This window comes from Phenylobacterium sp., assembly GCF_035944335.1.
Classification (GTDB): Bacteria; Pseudomonadota; Alphaproteobacteria; order Caulobacterales; family Caulobacteraceae; genus Phenylobacterium.
Window position 1 is genome coordinate 23,548 of the sequence record NZ_DASZBG010000012.1, and the last position, 17,887, is coordinate 41,434.

Here is a 17,887-nt window from a genome sequence, read left to right on the forward strand (position 1 = left end):
GAGCCTCAGCGCTTGAAGACCTGCCTGGTCGTCGACGACAGCCGCGTGATCCGCATGGTCGCGCGCCGGATCCTGGAGGACCTGGGCTTCCAGGTGGCCGAGGCCGGCGACGGCGCCGATGCGCTCGCCTTCTGCCGCGCCACCATGCCCGAGGCCATCCTGCTCGACTGGCACATGCCGGTGATGGGCGGACCGGAGTTCCTGCGACGGCTGAGGCTGGAGCCGGGCGGCGAGGCTCCGCGGGTGGTCTACTGCTCCGGCGAGAGCCAGGTTGAAAGGATTCGAGAAGCGCTCGAGTCCGGGGCCGATGAATTCATCATGAAGCCCTTTGACGCCGAGATCGTGGTCGGCAAGTTCGCCGCGGCGGGGCTGGCATGACGCCCCGGGAGCGCGACCATGTGGCCGGGCTGTGCGCCACGCTGGCCGGCCTGAACATCGAGACCGACCGCGGCTATCTGCTCGAGAGCGGACTGGGCGTGGTCGCCCGCCGCGAAGGCTATGGCTCTATCGCCGAGCTCGTGCGCTCGGTCCGCGACCGCGGCGACCAGCGGCTGGTCTGGGAAGTGGTCGAGGCGCTGGCGCCGGCCCACACCGCCTTCTTCCGCGATCCCGAGGTGTTCGCCGCGCTGGGCGAGCATCTGGAAGCCGCCGCGGCGCGCGGCGCCGTGCGGGTCTGGAGCGCGGCCTGCGGCTCCGGGCAGGAGATCTATTCCATCGCCATGTTGCTGGAGGAGCGCGGGGTCGACGGCGTCGAGCTGTTCGCCTCGGACCTGTCGCAGCGGTCGGTCGAGAAGGCCCGCGTCGGCCTCTACAGCCAGTTCGAGGTGCAGCAGGGCCTGTCGGCGCGCCGCCTGGTCCGGCACTTCGCCAATGTCGAAGACGAGTTCCTGCTCGATCCGGAGATCCGCCGGCAGGTGAAGTGGCGCCGCCTGAACTTGCTGGACGTCGCCCCGGGCGTCGGGACCTTCGACGTGATCCTCTGCCGCCATCTGCTCGGCTCGCTGCTGCCGCCGGCGGGCGAGCGGGTCATGGCCCATCTCACCGCCGCGCTACGGCCCGGCGGACAGCTGGTGCTGGGCGCGGGCGAAGCTCCGCCGACATCCCTCGGCCTGGTTCCGGTTGCGGGCGCGCCGGGGAGGTTCGAGATCCCCGAGCGCGTGCGGGCCGCCGCCTGAGTCCAGACCGCAAAAAACCCCGCCGTGTGCACGGCGGGGTTTCTCCAACACTGAACCCGAGTGGGGCTAGTGCTTCGCGTCCTGCGCGGTGTCGGAGACGGCGTGGCCTGCGGCCGAGACGTCCTTGCCGGCGCCTTGAACGGTGTTGCAGGCGGCCACGCCAAGGCTGACGGCCAGGGCCGCCAGGACCATGAGTTTGCGCATTTTGGAATTCTCCCGAGGATGTGCTGAAAGTCGCATCCACTGAACGCCTAGGCCGCGGCCTGGTTCCCGTCCCCGGCCTCCGGACGCTCCGGAAGCGCCGCCGGATTGGGGAAGGTCAGGCGCGCGGTGATCCCGCCCGAGGAGTTGCGCACCAGGTCGGCGTGGCCGCGCAGCTGGCGGGCGAAGGCGGTCATCAAGGTGCGGCCGACTCCGGAGGAGACCAGCGCATCGTCCGGCGCCTGGCCGTCGTCGCTTATCTCCAGCTCCGCCTCCTCGCCGCGGACGCGGAAGTTGACGGTCAGGACGCCGCCGCGTTCGCGGAAGGCGTGCTTCTGGGCGTTGGTGATCGCCTCGACCGCGAACAGCGCGAGCGGCGCCAGCCGGTCTGGATCGATGACCAACGCGTCAACCGCCAGCACGGTCTGTACGGCCGGCCCGTGCAGCATCTCGCCGGTCACCAGCTGGGCGGTCAGCTCCTCGAGGAACGGCCGCAGGTCGACGCGCTTCAGATCGGGGCCCTGGTAGAGCGCCCGGTAGATTAGGGCGAGCGCGGTGATCCGCTGGCGGGTGTCGCTCATCGCCGCCCGCGCGGCCGGGTCGGTGAGCGAGCGCTGCTGCATGTTGAGCAGGGACGAGATGACCTGCAGGTTGTTCTTCACCCGGTGGTGGATTTCGCGCATCAGCGCGTCCTTCTGGGCCAGGGAATCCCGCAGGCTGGCGTCTCGGCCGACTATGGCGTCGGCCATGTCCTCCAGGGTCTCGGCCAGTTCGCGGATCTCCGGCGGCATCTGGTCGGCCTGGACCGGCCGCACGCTGAGGCGGCCGCGCGCGTAGAGCGAGGCGATCCGCTGCAGGTAGGCGATCCAGCGCACCACCACCTGCTCGGTGACCACCGTCACCGCCGTCAGCGCCAGGGCGAAGGTCAGGAGCGGGAAGACGATGCCGGATAGTGGGTTCAGCCAGGCCCAGGATAGCAGGCCGGGCGAGCGGGCGGAGAGCACCACATAGACGGCCTCGCCGACCACCGGCGCGGCGGAGAAGACCCTGCGCTGGCCGCCGGCGTCGCGGTCGTACCAGACGTAGGAGCCCTGGGCGCGGGTGCGGGCGCGCCAATCGGCCGGCAGGGTGGTGAAGGCCTTCGGATTGGTCGCGGTGATATAGCGGCCGCTCGGGTCGGCCAGCGCCACCTCGGAATGGGCCGGCAGGATCGGATCGGCGACCGAGGGCTCCAGGCTGTTCAGCCGGATCACCGCGACGAAGGCGCCGTCGAAGCGCCCATCGGGGGCGGCGGCGCGGACCGCGGCCAGCACCGCGGGCTCCTGGGCGTAGGGCGAGCCGGGATCGCGGGTGATGACCAGCGGTTGGCCGACCGAGAGCTGCTGGAACCAGGGGCGCATCGCGCGCTGTTCGTCGGCGGGGACGTCGCCGGCGGCGCAGGCCACCCGCCCGCGGCTGTCGAAGCGGATCAGGTTGGCGTAGCCCGGGATACGCTGGGTGACCTCCGCCAGCCGCTGGGCGCACTGGAAGCCCACAGACCCGGGCGCCAGCGTCTGCAGCAGGATGTCGGCCGCCTCCATCCGCGCGCGCGCGGTGGCGGCGCTGCGCTCAGCGGCGAAGCCGAGGTTGCGGCGCAGGTCGACCCGCTCACGGTTGAAGGCGATCGCCGATTGCAGGATGCCAAGCAGCAGCACCGGCAGCAATGCTGCCGCCAGGGCCAGCGTCAAGCGGACCCGGATGGTGCTCAAGGATGCCCAGGGCAGGCCGGCCATTGCGAGCCCGTATCCGTCCTCACCGGACGGTGCTTAGCCGCTCCGCATCGGCGAGGATAGAGCGCATTGCTTCGCTCGCCGGCTCCCCGTCGCGGTCGTAGTCCCCGCCCTCGAGGATCGCATGCAGCGCCCGGCGCGCCCGGCTCACCCGGCTCTTCACCGTGCCCACCGCGCAGCCGCAGATGTCGGCCGCCTCTTCGTAGGCGAAGCCGCCGGCGCCCACCAGGATCAGCGCTTCGCGCTGTTCGGGCGGCAGCATGGCCAGGCCCTGGCGCAGTTCGTCCAGCGCCACCGGGGCTTCCGGATCGTCCACCGCCACCAGGGTCCGCTCGGCGGCCTCCTGGTCGAGCTGGCTCTGGCGCCAGGAGCGGCGCTTCTCGGAATAGAACTGGTTGCGCAGAATCATGAAGGTCCAGGCCTTCATGTTGGTGCCCATCTGGAAGCTCGCCCGGGCGTCCCAGGCCTTCATCATCGCGTCCTGGGCGAGGTCGTCGGCCGCCGCGGGGTCGCCGCAGAGGGTGCGCGCAAAGGCCCGCAGGTGCGGGATGAGCTGCACGAGCTCGCGCTTGAAGGCTTCGTCGTCGGGCCGGGGCTCCGAGGACGGCGCCCGCTGTGGCTGGGCCTCGGGCATCAGCCCTTCTCCGAGGCGCGGCTGTCGGCCTTGCGCAGGATGTCGAGGAATTCGTCCGGGACGTCCTCGTTGACCACCTGGTCGAACATCTGTCGCAGGCGCACGCCAATCGCCTGCTGGCGCAGGCGGGCTTCGTCCAGGGCGGCGGACGACTTGCGTCGTTCGCCAGGAGGCCGTTGTTCTATCATGTTACTGGCGTGCCGCTCTCGCGGCGGCCGCCCCCTCTTGGCATTCTCGTTGTCGCTCAACGTCCGACTCCGCGCCAGGTTCCCGCAGATCGTCGGACAAGATGCGAAAAACCGCGGGAAATGGGAACAAGTTCCCCCTGGTGACGTTTTTGTCCCATCATGGGGTTCGCGGTGGGGGAGACTTCCCGCGTGGCCGCTGGCTTTGAATACCAGGGAGGGGTCACCCTTGAGTCTACTCGCTCGCCTCGCGCCGCATCTGCCTTACGTGCGCCGGTACGCCCGCGCGCTCACCGGGGACCAGACGACCGGCGACCACTACGTCCGCGTGGCGCTCGAAGCGCTGGCCGCCGGCGAACGCGTGCTCGATCCCGGCCTGACCCCGCGCGTGGCGCTCTATCACGTGTTCCACGCCATCTGGTGCTCCTCCGGCGCCCAACTCGAAGGCCCGACCGACGAGGACCTGGCGACTGACGACACCACGCGGCGCCTGATGCGGATCGCCCCGCGCTCGCGCCAGGCGTTCCTGCTGACCGCCCTGGAAGGCTTCACCCCCTCCGAAGCCGCGCAGATCCTGGGCGCCGACTTCTCCGAGGTCGAGCAACTGATCGCCGAGGCGCAGACCGAGATCGACGCCGAACTCGCGACGGACGTCCTGATCATCGAGGATGAGCCGGTGATCGCGGCCGACATCGAGGCGCTGGTCAAGGAACTCGGCCACTCGGTGGTCGATATCGCCGCCACCCGCACCGAGGCCATCGACGCGGTAGCCCGCAAGACGCCAGGCCTCGTCCTGGCCGACATCCAGCTGGCCGATGGCTCCTCGGGCATCGATGCGGTGAAGGATATCCTGGCGCGCTTCGACGTGCCGGTGATCTTCATCACCGCCTTCCCCGAGCGCCTGCTGACCGGCGAGCGGCCGGAGCCCACCTTCCTGATCACCAAGCCCTTCCAGCCGGAAACGGTGAAGGCGGCGATCGGCCAGGCGCTGTTCTTCCATCCGCGCAAAGCCTCGAAACAGGCGGCCTGAACCCAAAGGGTCCAGCTTGCGTTGAACACCCAAGAGGGCGTCGCCTCCCGCGGCGCCCTTTCTGGTTTCTAGAGGGAGCGATCCGATGCTCGGCTGGTCAATTCTCTTCGCGGTGCTGGCGATCCTCGCCGGCTTCTTCGGCTTCTTCGGCCTGGCGGGCCTCGCCGCCTCGATCGCCAAGATCCTGTTCGTCGTCTTCCTCGTGCTGCTGGTGGTGAACTTCATCATCCGCGCCTTCCAGGGGCGCTCGGTCCTCTAGGCTGCGTATCTCGGACGCAGAAACGGCCGCTCTTGCGAGCGGCCGTTGTCGTGTCCCCTATGTCCGGATTCAGATCACGATGGCGGATTGCCGCCGTTCTGCGGGGCGAGCGGGCCGCCCTTCTGATAGTTCTGCCGGCTCGCCGCGTCGGGGCGCGGCGCGGCGAAGGGGGCGGCGCCGGCGGCCTGGGCGGTGTTCTTCGCATCGGCCGACCCGAAGTCGCCCGCCTTCCAGGCCCAGGTGGCGGCGAAGCCGAGCACGGTCAGGGCGATCCCGAACACCAGCACCCAGAAGATGTTGCGACCGGTCCGGCCCTGCCGGGCGCGGGTGGCGCCGACGGTCTGTCCGTCGTCTTGCGAATAGGCCATCGGGAAAGCCGCCTCCTACTGGTGTGGGAAATAGCTGAACGGGCCAGTCGTGATCTTCGCCACGACGGCGGCCTTGGGTGAGGTGAGGGTGCCGATCAGGCCGCTGGCGAGCGCCAGGCCGAGCACGGCGCAGATCACCATCAACCGCCGTCGCGCGGCCTGCTGGCGATAGTTCGGCGTCTTCATCAGGGCGAAGCCGCCGCGGAATCCGTAGCCTGAGCGCATTGGCGAGCCCTCCCTCGCGCGGGGTCCCTTCGCCCGCCAAGGTTTCAACGCCTCGCCTGCGCGGGACGTTCCCTGCCGCAGGGCCGCCATGGCCAGGCCTCCAGAAAGTCTTGATCTTTCAACACCTGCGGACGAGTCTTGCGCCGGCCGGGACGTGCTGCCGCCGCGTCGGGCGCTCGGTGAACCGCCGCGATGTATTTTTTTCGAAAAAAGTGGGGCGATGGCGGAACGCACTCGTGGGAGTGCGTGTTTAGTCGAGTGCGGAGGCGGCGACGCCCCCCCCGACTTGAGACTGGCGAGCATGCCAGTCTGCCGTCTCCGCACCCCTTTTCTCGATGATGCACACCTCAGGCGGGCCCCAGGGCCCGCCCTTTCTTTTGCGCTCGCGCTTTCGACCTAGCGCGGAGCGAGGTGCAGGGTCACGTCGGCGCGGCGGCGCAGGGGCGCGGCCTGACCGCCTGAGGTCACGGCGCCCGCCTGGCCGGCGGCCGTCATCTTGAATTCGGCGGACGGCAGGCCGTTGGCGGCGAGGGCGGCGGTCACCGACTGGGCCCGGCGGCGCGAGAGCTCGAGGTTGGCGCCCGCCTGGCCGGCCCCGTCCGCCAGCCCGAGTACGTCCACGCCGAGGATCTTGCAGGCCCGGGTGTTGGAGGCGGCCTGGGCGATCACCATGCGGCCCTCCGGCGTCAGCTCGGCCTGGTCGGGCGCGAAGTAGATCTGCACCGTCTGGTCCTCGCAACGCGGCGTCGCCTTCACCAGCCGCGCGCGAGCGGTCTGCATGGTCGCACAGCCGCCCAGGGCCATCGCGGCCGCGGCCGTCAAGAGCAGCGCCGTTCTCATCGTCTTCCCCTCCAGCCCGCTAGCGGGCGCGCCAAAGGGCGGCCGGAAAATCCGACCGCCCCTGACATCTCGGTGTCGGCGTCGCCTAGTAGCGCGGCGAGCCGTCTTCCCAGAAGTACCGGCCCGTGGCCGAGTCGTAGTAGTAATAGCGACCCGCACGGTCGTCATAGTACTGGCGACGGTTCGGAGCCGCGGCCGCGCCGCAGCCGCCTTCGTCGTGGCAGCCCTTCACGGCCCCGAGCGAGCCGCCGACGACCGCGCCGATCGCCGCACCGCCCAGGGTGCTGCCGTGCGCGACGTTGTTCCCGATCACCGCCCCGGCCACAGCGCCGAGCGCTGCGCCGCCGAGGGCCGTGTTGGTGGTGTGCGGGTCGTCAGCGCAGGCCGCGACCAGTACGCTGGCGCCGGCAAGCGCGATCAATGGCTTGAGCATCATGGCTCTCCTTTTGTGTCCCCTGCCGGGCCTAACGCCAGCCCAACGCCGCAGTTCCGTCGAAGGCGGAAAGCGGAACCTCCACCGTCCCCCACCGTTGGAAGGGCGCAACACCCTTCTCAAGCGGAGCATCTCCCATGGTCGGCGGACGCCTGAACGACGACACGCGGGCCCCTGACGCCCTCGACAAGGCCGATCTGCGCGAAGCCTATGAGCGTGGCCGGAGCGACGAGCGGGCCCGCCGCAAGCGCCACCCGATCGGCATGACCCTGACCTTCGCCGCGGCCGCGGTCGGCGTGGCGATGCTGGCCCTGGCCCTGGTGAACGGCTCGTTCGGCGCGGCCGGCCTCCAGGTCGACCAAGGCCTGCAGATCGCCAAGCCGGTGGCCAGCCAGGCGGCGTCTAACGCCGGCGACCAACTTCGCGACGCCGCCGCCCAGGCGCGCGCCAAGGCCTCCAACGCCGGCTGATCCCATAGAAGCGCGTAGCCCCGTGGGGCGTATCAGCCGCGTCGAGGTCGTGGCGAACCTCGCCTCGGGCGGGGTGGGCAAGGACGCCGCCACGGAGATCGAGAAGATCCTGGCCGACCACGGCCTGACGGCCCATGTCTGCGCGCCGGAAACCCGCGACCTGACCAACTGCCTGCGCGCCGCCGTGGACGCGGGTCCCGACCTGCTGGTCACCCTGGCCGGCGACGGGACGGCGCGCGCCGCCGCGGAGCTTTGCGGCCCCCACGGTCCGTTGCTCGCCACCCTGCCGGGCGGCACCATGAATATGCTGCCGCGCGCCCTTTACGGGACACGCTCCTGGCAGGACGCGCTCAACGTCGCCTTGTCCGAGGGCGAGAGGCGCACCATCGGCGGCGGCGAGGTGGAGGGGAATACTTTCCTGGTGGCTGCGGTGCTCGGTTCGCCCGCGCTCTGGGGCGCCGCGCGCGAGGCCGCCCGCTACCACGAGCCGATCCTGGCCCTGGCGCGCGCCCGCCGCGCGCTACGCCGCGCCTTCACCGGGCGGCTCCGCTACGCCTTCGACGGCGGTGTGGCGGACAAGGCCGAAGCCCTGGTGTTCATGTGCCCTCTGGTTTCACGCGTGATGGCCGACGAGGAGGCCGCCCTGGAGGCCGCCGCCCTCGACGTGCGCGGCGCGGCCGACGCCTTCCGGCTGGGGATCAACGCCCTGGTGCGCGACTGGCGCGACGACCCGGCGGTGGAGTCCCGCCACGCCCGCTCGACGCGGGTCTGGGCAGCCAGCCGCATCCCAGCCCTGCTCGACGGCGAGCTGGTGCGCCTGCACAGCGCCGCCGAGGTGGTCTATCGTCCGGCGGTGGCGCGCATGCTGGCCATCCCCAAGGACACCTGAAGCCCGTGGCCATCCGCCTGGCCCATCTCTCCGACATCCACTTCGGCGGCGAGAACGTCGCCGCGGTGGCGGCCACGGCCGACTACGTGAATTCCGGCGAGTTCGACCTGATCGTGGTGTCTGGCGACCTGACCCGCTACGGCGAGCCGCAGGAGTTCGAGGCCGCCGCGGCCTGGCTGTCGACGCTCAAGGGACCGCGACTGGTGACGCCGGGCAACCACGACGCCCCCTATCTTGCTTGGTCCGAGCGGATCTTCACCCCATTCCGCCGCTTCGAAGCAGCGATCGGCCCCGCGGCGACCCAGACGCATCTCGGGTCCGGCTTCGCGGTGCGCGGGCTGAACACCGCGCGGGGCGTCCAGCCACGGATCAACTGGTCGAAGGGCCAGGTGGCCCCGGCCCAGGCGCGCGCCGCCGCGGACTGGTTCGAGACCGCACCCCACGAATGCTTTCGGCTGGTGGTCTGCCACCACCCGCTGATGGAAATGATCGGGGGTCCAATGACCGCGCGCGTCTGGGGCGGCCAGGGCGCGGCCCGCGCCTTCGCCGAGGCGAAGGTGGATCTGGTGCTGTCCGGGCACATCCACGCGCCCTTCACCTGGCCCTATCCCTACGGCGACGGACGCACCTATGCGGTGGGCGCCGGCACCCTGTCGGTGCGCGAACGCGGCGTGCCGGCCGGCTTCAACGTGGTCGAAATAGAAGGGGCGGCGATTCGCATCGCCGCCCTCGGGTGGACCGGCTCGCATTTCGAGCCGTATCGCACCTGGTCGTTAGATCGACGTGTATCCTAGAGCGTGGGGCTTCGGCCGCCGCGCACGAAGTGCATGACGAGCGAGACCAGGAACAGCACCAGGAAGACGACAAAGAGGATCTTGGCCACGCCCATCGCCGCGCCGGCGATCGTCGTGAAGCCGAGCACGGCGGCGATCAGCGCCACCACCAGGAATGTCAGGGCCCAGCCTAGCATTGCGTTATCTCCAAGCGCGCCCTAGCGGACGCAAACGGTGCAGGTCGGCTGACCTGCGCCCATGTCAACGCCCGCTCAGGCGCGGCCGTTCCCACCCGGAGCGTGGCTTTGGCGGCGCTCAGCGCCGGGGGGGCGGCTTGCGGCTGGCGAAGGCGGCGGTGACGACCGCGGTCAGTATGCGCGGATTGCGGATGACCACGGCCACCGCCGCGGCCATGGCGCCGGCGGCCACCAGCGGCCGTTCGCGGGCCAGTTCGACGAGCCGCGAGGTGAGGTTCTGCTGGTCGCCCTTGACCGGCTTCGGCTTGGCCTTGCGGGTCAGGATGAAGGCGAGGATCAGCGCCAGCAACGCAAAAGCGCCGGCGACCGCGGTCGCCGCCCAGGCCGGGCCGATGATGTCGCGCAGCGCCGCGTAGAGCGCGAACGACAAGGCTATGACGACAACGACAGCCGCCGCAACCAGGGCGGCGACGGCGGCCATCATTGAAAGCAGTTTGTTGAAGATCACTTACGTCCGGCCGACAGTAGCAGGCCGATCAGGACGCCCACGCCAAGCGCGGCGCCCGTCGCGGCGAGCGGACGCTCGCGCACGCGCTCGACCATGTACTGCTGGGCCTGTTCGAGCTGCTCGCCGGCGGTGTCGGCGTAGGCGCGCGACTGGGTGCGCAGCTGCTCCAGGCCGTCCTGGACCGCTTGCTCGATGCGCGCACGGGCGTCGGCGAAGGTCCGTTGGGCCTCGGCCGTCATGCGGACACCCTTGTCCACGCCATTCTTGGCTTCGTCGGCGAAATCTGCGGCGTTCGCGGGCATGTCATGTCTCCGGAAAGGGAAGCCCCGGCGAGGCGGCGGGGAGGCGCTTGCCTGAACGTCGGACATGGTAGGACGGTTCCAGCCGCCGCGCAAAGACGGAGCCGTGGCGCCCCATCCCCGCGGCGAACCAAACGCAGCCCTGCCGGCCGGGTTCCTTGTCGCGCTCCTCGCCGACGCATCCTATGTTCAGGCCATGACGCGCCAAGACGTCCCTCCGCCCTCCCACCCGAGCCGGCTGGAACTCGCCCTGCAGGCCGCGGGCTTGGGCGAGTTCGAGTGGGACGTGGCGCGCGACCTGCTCATCATCAGCCCGCGGATGGCGGCCATCGCCGGCCTGCCGGCGGGCAAGCGGGCGGCGGAACGCGGCGCGGCGCTGGACCGCTTCGTGCATCCGGACGATCTCGAGCGGGTCCGCAGCTCGCGCGCCGCGAACCTGGCCTCGGGCGACACCTTCGAGGTGGAGTACCGCCATATCCGGCCGGACGACCAGCGCACCGTACATATGCGCATCGCCGGGATCATGGCGCGCGACGCCAAGGGACGCCCCACGGGCCTGACCGGCATCGTCGAGGACATCACCGCCCGCCAGGTCGAAGACGACGGGCGCCAGGCGCTGATGGCCGAACTGGACCATCGGGTGAAGAACGTGCTGGCCGCCGTTCAGACGCTCGCCGTCCAGACGGCCAAACAGACCACCTCCCTCGACGCCTTCCTGGCCAATTTCGGCGGCCGGTTGAAGGCCATGGCGAGCGCCAACGAGCTGCTCACCGCCGCCCGCTGGCGCGGGGCCGCCATCGATCATCTGGCCGCCGCCGAGCTCGGGGCCATCGCGCCTGGCCAGACCCGCTGGGACGGGCCGGAGCTGTTCCTGACGCCGCGGGCGGCCAATGCGCTCGCCCTGGCGCTGCACGAGCTCTCCGCCAACGCGGTGAGGCATGGCGCGCTCTCGGTGGAGAGCGGCCGGGTGGACCTGCGCTGGACGCAGCTGCCGGATGGCGGCTTCGAGCTGATCTGGTCGGAGAGCGGCGGTCCGCGGACCAGCACCCCGACGCGGCGTGGCTTCGGCGCGACCCTGCTGGGCCAGGTGACCGGACGCGAGCTGAACGGCGAGACCTCCGTCGAGTACCGGCCCTCCGGCCTGCGCGCGACCCTGACGGCCGGCGCGGCTGCGCTCGCGCCGCGTCCCGACGACCTACCCGAAGCGCCGGCCCCGCGGCCCGTCGAGGCGACGCCCGTCGCCAACCGGGCCTTGAGCCTGAAGGGCGCGCGGATCCTTATCGTCGAGGATGCGGTGCTGCTGGCGCTGGAGCTGGAGACCGGACTCTCGGAAGCCGGCGCCGAGGTGATCGGTCCGGCCTATGAGCTGGAGGAGGCCATGGCGCTGCTCGATCGGCCGATCGACGCGGCGGTGCTCGACGCCAACCTCAACGGCCGCTCGGTGATGCCGGTGGCCGAGGCCCTGGCGGCCCGCCACGTGCCCTTCGTCTTCGCCACCGGCTATGGCGAGGCCGGCGGCGCGCCGGGCGGCTTCGACGCGCCGGTCATCCGCAAGCCTTACGACGTCACCCAGGTCGCCGACGCCGTCGCCGAGCTGCTTGCGGCGCGCTGACCCTGAGGCGGCGTGCCGCTGAGACAAGGCGCCGCCTCGCGGCGCAGCAAGCGTAGCCCTATCAACGGGCGCATGGAGGACCTGCGGCCCAGCTGCAGGGGCGGGACCGGCCGCCGAGGGACATCGCCCGGTTCACGCGACCCCGCCTTCATACCAACACGCCGGCGTCAGATGACGCCCTTGGCCTTCAAGGCCGCGATCTTCTCGGGCGTGAAGCCCACGATCTCCCGCAACACCTCATCGGTATGCGCCCCCAGCGCCGGGCCCGGCCAGCGGACACGGCCCGGCGTGGCGGAGAGCTTCGGGAAGGCGTTCTGCATCTTCACCTGCCCGAACACCGGGTGGGGCACCTCGACGATCGCCTCGCGCGCCCGATATTGGGGGTCCTCCAGCATGTCCGGCGCGCGGAACACGCGGCTGGCCGGCACGCCGTGCGATTCGAGCAGCGCGAGCAGGTCTGGCAAGCTCTGGGGGCCGGTCCACCCGGCGATGATCTGATCGAGCTCGGCCTGGTTCCGCCCGCGCGAGGCATGGTCGAGAAACTTCGGTTCGGACGTCAGCGCCGGCTGTCCCATGGCTTCGCAGAGCCTGGCGAACACCGTGTCGCCGTTGCCCCCGATCAGGATCAGCTCGCCGCCCGCGCACGGGTAGGCGTTGGAGGGCGCGATGCCCGGCAGGACCGAGCCGGAGCGCTCGCGGACATAGCCGGTCAGGTCGTATTCGGTGACCAGGTTCTCCATCACCGCCAGCACGCTCTCGAACAGGGCCGCGTCGATTACCTGACCCTTGCCCGTCCGCGCCCGCGAATGCAGCGCCATCAGCACGCCCATGACCGCGTGCATCGCCGCCAGACTGTCGCCGATGGAGATGCCGGCCCGCGCCGGCGGCCGGTCCGGCTCGCCGGTGACATAGCGCAAGCCCCCCATGGCCTCGCCGATCAGGCCGTAGCCGGCGCGCTGCGAATAGGGCCCGGTCTGGCCGAAGCCGGAGACCCGGGCCATCACCAGCCTGGGGTTCTCGGCGCTGAGGCGCTCATAGGAGAGGCCCCATTTCTCCAGGGCGCCCGGTCGGAAGTTCTCGACCACCACGTCGGCGGAACGGATCAGGGCGCGCGCGATCTCCTGGCCCTGCGGCGTACGCAGGTCGAGGCCCACCGACTTCTTGTTGCGGCCGATCACCGGCCACCAGGGCGACAGGCCCTTGGGCAGGCTGCGGCCCCATTGGCGCATCGGATCGCCCACCTTGGGGTCCTCCAGCTTGATCACCTCGGCGCCGAAGTCGCCCAGGATCTGGCCGCAGAAGGGACCGGCGATCAGGGTCCCCATCTCGATCACCCGAAGGTCGGCGAGCGGGCCTTGCGCGGTAGGGGTGTCGGCGTCGGTCATGGGGCCAGGAGCCGCGCGGCGGGCCCCTTGTCAACGCCCCGGCAGCGCTGGCTTCCCATCATCCCGCCGGAGCGCTAAGTCGCTGGTCATGGCTTCCTACGTCTTCGATCCGCCCGCCCAGGTCTCCGCCCCCATCGAGGGCGAAGACGCCCGCTTCCCGGTGCGCCGCATCCTCTGCGTCGGCCGTAACTACGCCGCCCACCGCCGCGAGATGGGCGGCGACGACCGCGACCCGCCGTTCTTCTTCGCCAAGCCCGCCGACGCCCTGGTGGCGCCGGGCGCCGACGTCGCCTATCCGCAAGCGACGGCGAACCTGCACCACGAGATCGAGCTGATCGTCGCGATCGGTAAGGGCGGCGCGGACGTGGCCGTCGACCAGGCGCTCGACATGATCTTCGGCTACGCGGTCGGCGTCGACCTGACCCGACGCGACCTGCAGGCCGCCGCCCGCGAGAAGATGCAGCCGTGGGAAGCCGCCAAGGGCTTCGACCAGTCCGCGCCCATGTCGCCGGTCCGCCGCTGGGCCGGTTCCCCGCCGCAGGGCCGCATCGCCATCTCGGTGAACGGCCAGGTGAAGCAGGAGGCCGTCGTCGCCGACATGATCTGGAACGTTCCGGAGATCGTCTCCGAGGCCTCGAAGCTGTGGCGCCTGGCGCCGGGCGACCTAATCTTCACCGGCACGCCGGAAGGGGTCGGTCCGCTGGTCCGCGGCGACGCCGTCACGGGCGAAGTCGAGGGCGTGGGCAAGCTCGCCTTCAGGGTCGTCTGATGGCTTACACCCTCTACTCCGCCTGGCGCGCCACGGCGCCCTACCGCGTGCGCATCGGCCTGGCGCTGAAGGGCGTCGGCTACGACTATGTGGCGCTGGACCTGATCAAGGGCGACCAGCGCGAGCCCGAATATCGCGCGGTCAATCCGCAGGGCCTGACGCCGGCGCTGGACATCGGCGGCCATGTGCTGACCCAGAGCCTGGCGATCCTTGAGTGGCTGGAAGAGACCCGGCCGGAGCCCGCGATCCTGCCGAAGGCCGCGCTGGACCGGGCCGTGGTGCGCGCGATGGCCGATATCGTGGCCTGTGACATCCACCCGCTGAACAACACCCGCGTGGGCCGCGAGCTGCACAAGCGCGGCATCGACCCGGAGGGCATCCTCGCCTGGACCCAGCGGTGGATCAAAGACGGCTTCGATACGCTCGAACCCATGGTGGCGAAGCATGGCAAGGGCTTCGCTTTCGGCGAACAACCGACCATCGCTGACTGCTGCCTCATCCCCCAGATCTATTCGGCCAACCGCTATGAGGTGGACCTTGCGCCCTATCCGGCGATCGGGGCGGTCGCAGAGCGGGCGGCCGAGCATCCCGCCTTCCAGAGCGCCCATCCGAACAACCAGCCGGACGCCAAGCCCGCGTGAGAGGGGTTGTGGCGCGGGCGCGGGCGCTCTAGAGCGCGCCCATGCTCGAAGACCTTAAGGACAACAACCGAGCCTGGGCCGAACGCAAGACGGCCGGCGATCCGGGCTTTTTCAAGCGGCTGGTGGGCCAGCAGGCGCCGCAATACTTCTGGATCGGCTGCTCCGACAGCCGCGTGCCGGCCAACGAGATCGTCGGCCTCGATCCCGGCGAGATGTTCGTCCACCGCAACGTCGCCAACCTCGCCCCGCCGCAGGACGCCAACTATCTCAGCGTGCTGCAGTTCGCCGTCGACGTGATCAAGGTGAAGCACATCCTGGTGGTCGGCCACTATGGCTGCGGCGGCATCGCGGCGGCGGTCGACGGCCAGCGGCGTGGGTTGGTCGACCACTGGCTGCACCCGATCCGCGAGGTGCATCACGAGCATCGCCACGAGCTCGACGCCATCCCTGAGGAGCGCGCCCGCCTCGACCGGCTCTGCGAGCTGAACGTGATCCGCCAGGTTCGCAACGTCGCCTCCGACGTCTTCGTCCAGGACGCCTGGGCGCGCGGCCAGAGCCTTTGCGTCCACGGCTGGGTCTATTCGATCGAGGACGGCCTTGTGAACGACCTCGGCATCGACGTCGGCGGCCCGGAAGCGCTGGCGGGTCTCGACGACGCCTAGGAGCGACAGCCAGGAAAAGTGGGAACCGCTTTTCCGTCCGGATGCGCGACCGAGCAAAAAGGCCTACGCCAGTTTGATCTCGCGCAGCCGCTCCTGCAGGTACGCATCGGCGGTGATCGGGGTCGGGTAGCGGTCCGGGTGCTGGGCGTCGATGCAGCTCGGCAGGGTCTCGATCAGATAGTCCGAATTGAAGTGCAGGAAGAACGGCGTGGAGTAGCGCGGGAAGCCGCGGCGCTCCGGCGCCGGATTGACCACTCGGTGGGTCGTCGAGGGCAGTTTGTGGTTGGTCAGCCGCTGCAGCATGTCGCCGATATTGCAGACCAGCGAGCCCGGCGGCGGATTGATCGGCAGCCAGCCGCCGTCCTTCTCGATGACCTCCAGCCCGGCTTCTTCGGCGCCGAGCAACAGGGTGATGACATTGATATCCTCGTGGGCGGCGGCGCGGATGTGCGGCCCGTCCTTCGGCACCGGCGGATAGTGCAGCAGGCGCAGGATCGAATTGCCCTCGTTCACCGTGGGATCGAAGAAGTGGCGGTCGAGGCCGAGCCAGACGGCGATCGCTTCCAGGACCTTCAGGCCCATCTCGTCGAGCGCGCCGAACAGCCAGCCGACGGTCTCGCGGAACTCCGCCACCTCGGCGTCGGGCCAGACATTGTCCGGCATGTGGTCGCGATAGCGGTGGCCGGCCGGCAGGTCGCGGCCCACGTGCCAGAATTCCTTGAGGTCGTAGTGCGTCTCGCCCTTGGCGGTCTCGACGCCGAACGGCGTGTAGCCGCGCTGGCCGGAGACCGGCAGCTTGTACCTGCGCTTGGCGTCTTCCGGCAGGGCGAAGAACCGCTTCGCGGCCTCGTTGGCGGCGTCGATCTTCGCCTGCGCGATGCCGTGGTCGGAGATCACCGCAAAGCCGTACCGGGCGAACGAGTCGCCCAGGGCCTTGGAAAACCCGGAGAAGTCGCGGCTGAAGCCGGTGAAGGATACGGGGGCGATGGTGCGCGGCAGGGTCGGGGCTTGGCTCATGAACTCATTTCTACACCCGGAAACCGAGCGCCTCCAACCGCCTGGAATCCGGGCGTTCGGCCCCCGTCGCCGCCTTTTCACGCAAGACCCGTTCTCAAATCCAGGCCCGCGGCTTAAAGAGCGCCCATGGCGAACAAGCTGCAAAAGACCGCCGACGAGGCCCTGGCCGGCCTGTTGTTCGACGGCATGACCATCATGGCCGGAGGCTTCGGCCTCTGCGGTATCCCGGAGAACCTGATCGCGGCGATCCGCGCCTCAGGCGTCAAGGACCTGACCGTGGTCTCCAACAATTGCGGGGTCGACGATTTCGGCCTCGGCATCCTGCTGGCCGGCGGCCAGATCAAAAAGATGATCTCCAGCTACGTGGGCGAGAACAAGCTGTTCGAGCAGCTCTATCTGTCGGGGGCGCTGGAGCTGGAGTTCAATCCGCAGGGCACGCTGGCCGAACGCATCCGGGCGGGCGGGGCGGGCATCCCGGCCTTCTTCACCAAGACCGGCGTCGGCACCCTGGTGGCCGAGGGCAAGGAGGTCCGCGAGTTCGAGGGCGAGGCCTATGTCATGGAGCGCGGCCTGACGGCCGACCTTTCCATCGTCAAGGCCTGGAAAGGCGATGCGGCGGGCAACCTCGTCTATCGGAAGACCGCGCGGAACTTCAATCCGATGATGGCCACCGCCGGCAAGGCGACGGTCGCCGAGGTCGAGGAGCTGGTCGAGGTGGGCTCGCTCGACCCCGACAACATCCACACCCCGGGCATCTACGTGGACCGCATCTTCGAAGGCGCGGTGTTCGAGAAGCGCATCGAGCGGGTCACCACCCGGCCGCGCGAGCAGGAGACCGCATAATGGCCTGGACGCGTGAACAGATGGCCGCCCGCGCCGCGACCGAGCTGCGTGACGGCTTCTATGTGAACCTGGGCATCGGCATCCCGACCCTGGTCGCCAACTACATCCCGCCCGGCGTCTCGGTGACCCTGCAGAGCGAGAACGGCATGCTGGGCATGGGCCCGTTCCCCTATGAGGGCGAGGCCGATCCAGACCTGATCAACGCCGGCAAGCAGACCATCACCGAGCTGGCGAGCTCATCCTATTTCTCATCCGCCGACAGCTTCGCCATGATCCGCGGCGGCCACATCGACCTTTCGATCCTGGGCGCCATGCAGGTGAGCCCCCAGGGCGACCTCGCCAACTGGATGGTGCCAGGCAAGATGGTCAAGGGCATGGGCGGGGCCATGGACCTGGTGGCCGGCGTCAAGCGCGTGGTGGTGGTCATGGAGCACACCGAGAAGTCCGGCGCGCCGAAGCTGGTTAACGCCTGCTCCCTGCCGCTCACCGGCCGCAGCGTCGTGGATCTGGTCGTCACCGACCTGGGCGTCTTCGAGGTCAATCGGGGCAAGTCGCCGCTCACACTCCTGGAGCTGGCGCCGGGCGTCACCCTCGAGGAGGTCAAGGCCAAGACCGAGCCGGGCTTCCAGGTGGCCAAGGCGCTGGCGCCCGTTTGAGGCCGACGGCGACATAAAAAGAGCCGAATACCGGTGTAACCGGCTCG

General features: G+C 70.0%; 26 protein-coding genes. 13 read left to right on the top strand and 13 right to left on the bottom strand.

Annotated elements, in window-relative coordinates:
- Positions 1-12 precede the first annotated feature (12 nt).
- Complete coding sequence (locus VGT80_RS03050) at positions 13-378, top strand: response regulator (RefSeq protein WP_327452764.1); 366 nt, start codon at positions 13-15, stop codon at positions 376-378.
- Positions 375-1,175: a CheR family methyltransferase gene (locus tag VGT80_RS03055; protein ID WP_327452766.1), complete on the top strand. Its 801-nt coding sequence runs from the start codon at positions 375-377 to the stop codon at positions 1,173-1,175. Before VGT80_RS03050 ends, VGT80_RS03055 begins: the two co-directional genes overlap by 4 nt.
- 66 nt (positions 1,176-1,241) lie before the next feature.
- Here VGT80_RS03055 and VGT80_RS03060 read toward each other — a convergent pair whose 3' ends face one another.
- From VGT80_RS03060 to VGT80_RS03075, 4 genes are read right to left on the bottom strand one after another with little or no spacing between them, the layout of a single operon-like run.
- A complete protein-coding gene (locus tag VGT80_RS03060) occupies positions 1,242-1,379 on the bottom strand; it encodes an entericidin A/B family lipoprotein (protein ID WP_327452768.1) in 138 nt (45 codons plus the stop codon).
- Positions 1,380-1,426: 47 nt separating this feature from the next.
- Entirely contained in the window at positions 1,427-3,124 is a 1,698-nt protein-coding gene (locus VGT80_RS03065) for a sensor histidine kinase (protein WP_327452770.1), read from the bottom strand.
- 43 nt (positions 3,125-3,167) lie between these two features.
- Positions 3,168-3,779 (bottom strand): sigma-70 family RNA polymerase sigma factor, encoded by a 612-nt coding sequence (locus VGT80_RS03070; protein ID WP_327452772.1) that lies wholly within the window; start codon positions 3,777-3,779, stop codon positions 3,168-3,170.
- The gene (locus VGT80_RS03075; RefSeq protein ID WP_414693887.1) at positions 3,779-4,027 is read right to left on the bottom strand and encodes a NepR family anti-sigma factor; all 249 of its coding nucleotides are present in this window, start codon (positions 4,025-4,027) and stop codon (positions 3,779-3,781) included. Before VGT80_RS03075 ends, VGT80_RS03070 begins: the two co-directional genes overlap by 1 nt.
- A gap of 166 nt (positions 4,028-4,193) precedes the next feature.
- On the opposite strand from VGT80_RS03075, the gene VGT80_RS03080 reads away from it, so the two are divergent.
- Positions 4,194-4,994, top strand: coding sequence for a response regulator (locus VGT80_RS03080; RefSeq protein WP_327452774.1), 801 nt, complete (start codon positions 4,194-4,196; stop codon positions 4,992-4,994).
- Between the two features lie 85 nt (positions 4,995-5,079).
- Positions 5,080-5,253 (top strand): DUF1328 family protein, encoded by a 174-nt coding sequence (locus VGT80_RS03085; protein WP_327452776.1) that lies wholly within the window; start codon positions 5,080-5,082, stop codon positions 5,251-5,253.
- A 74-nt stretch (positions 5,254-5,327) separates the two neighbouring features.
- On the opposite strand, the gene VGT80_RS03090 is transcribed toward VGT80_RS03085, so the two are convergent.
- The 4 genes from VGT80_RS03090 to VGT80_RS03105 all read right to left on the bottom strand — a co-directional run bounded on the left by VGT80_RS03090 (position 5,328) and on the right by VGT80_RS03105 (position 7,119).
- The gene (locus VGT80_RS03090) at positions 5,328-5,621 is read right to left on the bottom strand and encodes a hypothetical protein (RefSeq protein ID WP_327452778.1); all 294 of its coding nucleotides are present in this window, start codon (positions 5,619-5,621) and stop codon (positions 5,328-5,330) included.
- 15 nt (positions 5,622-5,636) lie between these two features.
- Positions 5,637-5,846, bottom strand: coding sequence for a hypothetical protein (locus VGT80_RS03095; RefSeq protein WP_327452780.1), 210 nt, complete (start codon positions 5,844-5,846; stop codon positions 5,637-5,639).
- Between the two features lie 396 nt (positions 5,847-6,242).
- Complete coding sequence (locus VGT80_RS03100) at positions 6,243-6,686, bottom strand: OmpA family protein (RefSeq protein ID WP_327452781.1); 444 nt, start codon at positions 6,684-6,686, stop codon at positions 6,243-6,245.
- Between the two features lie 85 nt (positions 6,687-6,771).
- Entirely contained in the window at positions 6,772-7,119 is a 348-nt protein-coding gene (locus VGT80_RS03105; RefSeq protein ID WP_327452861.1) for a glycine zipper domain-containing protein, read from the bottom strand.
- Between the two features lie 137 nt (positions 7,120-7,256).
- Here VGT80_RS03105 and VGT80_RS03110 point away from each other — a divergent pair, with 137 nt between their 5' ends.
- Genes VGT80_RS03110 through VGT80_RS03120 form a run of 3 tightly spaced genes read left to right on the top strand, consistent with a single transcriptional unit; the run spans position 7,257 to position 9,272 of the window.
- A complete protein-coding gene (locus VGT80_RS03110; protein WP_327452782.1) occupies positions 7,257-7,589 on the top strand; it encodes a hypothetical protein in 333 nt (110 codons plus the stop codon).
- Positions 7,590-7,611: 22 nt separating this feature from the next.
- Positions 7,612-8,478, top strand: a complete 867-nt coding sequence (locus VGT80_RS03115) for a diacylglycerol/lipid kinase family protein (protein ID WP_327452783.1) — start codon at positions 7,612-7,614, stop codon at positions 8,476-8,478.
- A gap of 5 nt (positions 8,479-8,483) precedes the next feature.
- On the top strand, positions 8,484-9,272 hold the full coding sequence (locus tag VGT80_RS03120) for a metallophosphoesterase (protein WP_327452785.1): 789 nt from the start codon (positions 8,484-8,486) through the stop codon (positions 9,270-9,272).
- Here the strand turns inward: VGT80_RS03120 and VGT80_RS03125 are convergent.
- The 3 genes from VGT80_RS03125 to VGT80_RS03135 form a co-directional block, all read right to left on the bottom strand.
- Entirely contained in the window at positions 9,269-9,448 is a 180-nt protein-coding gene (locus VGT80_RS03125; RefSeq protein WP_327452787.1) for a DUF1328 domain-containing protein, read from the bottom strand. The two genes, VGT80_RS03120 and VGT80_RS03125, sit on opposite strands and share 4 nt — an antisense overlap.
- A 118-nt stretch (positions 9,449-9,566) precedes the next feature.
- Positions 9,567-9,929 carry a hypothetical protein gene (locus tag VGT80_RS03130; protein ID WP_327452789.1) on the bottom strand — a complete coding sequence of 121 codons (363 nt, stop codon included), beginning with the start codon at positions 9,927-9,929 and terminating at the stop codon, positions 9,567-9,569.
- 23 nt (positions 9,930-9,952) lie between these two features.
- Positions 9,953-10,258, bottom strand: a complete 306-nt coding sequence (locus tag VGT80_RS03135) for a glycine zipper domain-containing protein (RefSeq protein WP_327452791.1) — start codon at positions 10,256-10,258, stop codon at positions 9,953-9,955.
- Between the two features lie 193 nt (positions 10,259-10,451).
- Between VGT80_RS03135 and VGT80_RS03140 the strand changes: the two genes are divergently transcribed.
- Complete coding sequence (locus VGT80_RS03140) at positions 10,452-11,867, top strand: HWE histidine kinase domain-containing protein (RefSeq protein WP_327452793.1); 1,416 nt, start codon at positions 10,452-10,454, stop codon at positions 11,865-11,867.
- A 167-nt stretch (positions 11,868-12,034) separates the two neighbouring features.
- Here the strand turns inward: VGT80_RS03140 and VGT80_RS03145 are convergent, their stop codons facing one another.
- Entirely contained in the window at positions 12,035-13,252 is a 1,218-nt protein-coding gene (locus tag VGT80_RS03145; RefSeq protein WP_327452795.1) for a CaiB/BaiF CoA-transferase family protein, read from the bottom strand.
- 88 nt (positions 13,253-13,340) lie between these two features.
- Between VGT80_RS03145 and VGT80_RS03150 the strand changes: the two genes are divergently transcribed.
- From VGT80_RS03150 to VGT80_RS03160, 3 genes are read left to right on the top strand one after another with little or no spacing between them, the layout of a single operon-like run.
- Positions 13,341-14,021: a fumarylacetoacetate hydrolase family protein gene (locus VGT80_RS03150; protein ID WP_327452796.1), complete on the top strand. Its 681-nt coding sequence runs from the start codon at positions 13,341-13,343 to the stop codon at positions 14,019-14,021.
- On the top strand, positions 14,021-14,662 hold the full coding sequence (maiA, locus tag VGT80_RS03155; protein ID WP_327452798.1) for a maleylacetoacetate isomerase: 642 nt from the start codon (positions 14,021-14,023) through the stop codon (positions 14,660-14,662). Before VGT80_RS03150 ends, maiA begins: the two co-directional genes overlap by 1 nt.
- 41 nt (positions 14,663-14,703) lie before the next feature.
- Positions 14,704-15,324: a carbonic anhydrase gene (locus tag VGT80_RS03160; protein ID WP_327452799.1), complete on the top strand. Its 621-nt coding sequence runs from the start codon at positions 14,704-14,706 to the stop codon at positions 15,322-15,324.
- Positions 15,325-15,387: 63 nt separating this feature from the next.
- Here the strand turns inward: VGT80_RS03160 and VGT80_RS03165 are convergent, their stop codons facing one another.
- Positions 15,388-16,341 (bottom strand): isopenicillin N synthase family dioxygenase, encoded by a 954-nt coding sequence (locus VGT80_RS03165; RefSeq protein ID WP_327452800.1) that lies wholly within the window; start codon positions 16,339-16,341, stop codon positions 15,388-15,390.
- A 126-nt stretch (positions 16,342-16,467) separates the two neighbouring features.
- Between VGT80_RS03165 and VGT80_RS03170 the strand changes: the two genes are divergently transcribed.
- Positions 16,468-17,184, top strand: a complete 717-nt coding sequence (locus VGT80_RS03170; protein WP_327452801.1) for a CoA transferase subunit A — start codon at positions 16,468-16,470, stop codon at positions 17,182-17,184.
- Positions 17,184-17,840, top strand: a complete 657-nt coding sequence (locus VGT80_RS03175; RefSeq protein WP_327452802.1) for a 3-oxoacid CoA-transferase subunit B — start codon at positions 17,184-17,186, stop codon at positions 17,838-17,840. Before VGT80_RS03170 ends, VGT80_RS03175 begins: the two co-directional genes overlap by 1 nt.
- The last annotated feature ends 47 nt before the right edge of the window (positions 17,841-17,887 follow it).

Coding starts and splice junctions, on each gene's coding strand:
- VGT80_RS03055 (WP_327452766.1), top strand. CDS start 375: ATGACGCCCCGGGAGCGCGACCATGTGGCCGGGCTGTGCGCCACGCTG.
- VGT80_RS03060 (WP_327452768.1), bottom strand. CDS start 1,379: ATGCGCAAACTCATGGTCCTGGCGGCCCTGGCCGTCAGCCTTGGCGTG.
- VGT80_RS03070 (WP_327452772.1), bottom strand. CDS start 3,779: ATGCCCGAGGCCCAGCCACAGCGGGCGCCGTCCTCGGAGCCCCGGCCC.
- VGT80_RS03085 (WP_327452776.1), top strand. CDS start 5,080: ATGCTCGGCTGGTCAATTCTCTTCGCGGTGCTGGCGATCCTCGCCGGC.
- VGT80_RS03090 (WP_327452778.1), bottom strand. CDS start 5,621: ATGGCCTATTCGCAAGACGACGGACAGACCGTCGGCGCCACCCGCGCC.
- VGT80_RS03095 (WP_327452780.1), bottom strand. CDS start 5,846: ATGCGCTCAGGCTACGGATTCCGCGGCGGCTTCGCCCTGATGAAGACG.
- VGT80_RS03100 (WP_327452781.1), bottom strand. CDS start 6,686: ATGAGAACGGCGCTGCTCTTGACGGCCGCGGCCGCGATGGCCCTGGGC.
- VGT80_RS03105 (WP_327452861.1), bottom strand. CDS start 7,119: ATGCTCAAGCCATTGATCGCGCTTGCCGGCGCCAGCGTACTGGTCGCG.
- VGT80_RS03110 (WP_327452782.1), top strand. CDS start 7,257: ATGGTCGGCGGACGCCTGAACGACGACACGCGGGCCCCTGACGCCCTC.
- VGT80_RS03125 (WP_327452787.1), bottom strand. CDS start 9,448: ATGCTAGGCTGGGCCCTGACATTCCTGGTGGTGGCGCTGATCGCCGCC.
- VGT80_RS03130 (WP_327452789.1), bottom strand. CDS start 9,929: ATGGCCGCCGTCGCCGCCCTGGTTGCGGCGGCTGTCGTTGTCGTCATA.
- VGT80_RS03135 (WP_327452791.1), bottom strand. CDS start 10,258: ATGCCCGCGAACGCCGCAGATTTCGCCGACGAAGCCAAGAATGGCGTG.
- VGT80_RS03140 (WP_327452793.1), top strand. CDS start 10,452: ATGACGCGCCAAGACGTCCCTCCGCCCTCCCACCCGAGCCGGCTGGAA.
- VGT80_RS03145 (WP_327452795.1), bottom strand. CDS start 13,252: ATGACCGACGCCGACACCCCTACCGCGCAAGGCCCGCTCGCCGACCTT.
- VGT80_RS03150 (WP_327452796.1), top strand. CDS start 13,341: ATGGCTTCCTACGTCTTCGATCCGCCCGCCCAGGTCTCCGCCCCCATC.
- maiA (WP_327452798.1), top strand. CDS start 14,021: ATGGCTTACACCCTCTACTCCGCCTGGCGCGCCACGGCGCCCTACCGC.
- VGT80_RS03160 (WP_327452799.1), top strand. CDS start 14,704: ATGCTCGAAGACCTTAAGGACAACAACCGAGCCTGGGCCGAACGCAAG.
- VGT80_RS03165 (WP_327452800.1), bottom strand. CDS start 16,341: ATGAGCCAAGCCCCGACCCTGCCGCGCACCATCGCCCCCGTATCCTTC.
- VGT80_RS03170 (WP_327452801.1), top strand. CDS start 16,468: ATGGCGAACAAGCTGCAAAAGACCGCCGACGAGGCCCTGGCCGGCCTG.
- VGT80_RS03175 (WP_327452802.1), top strand. CDS start 17,184: ATGGCCTGGACGCGTGAACAGATGGCCGCCCGCGCCGCGACCGAGCTG.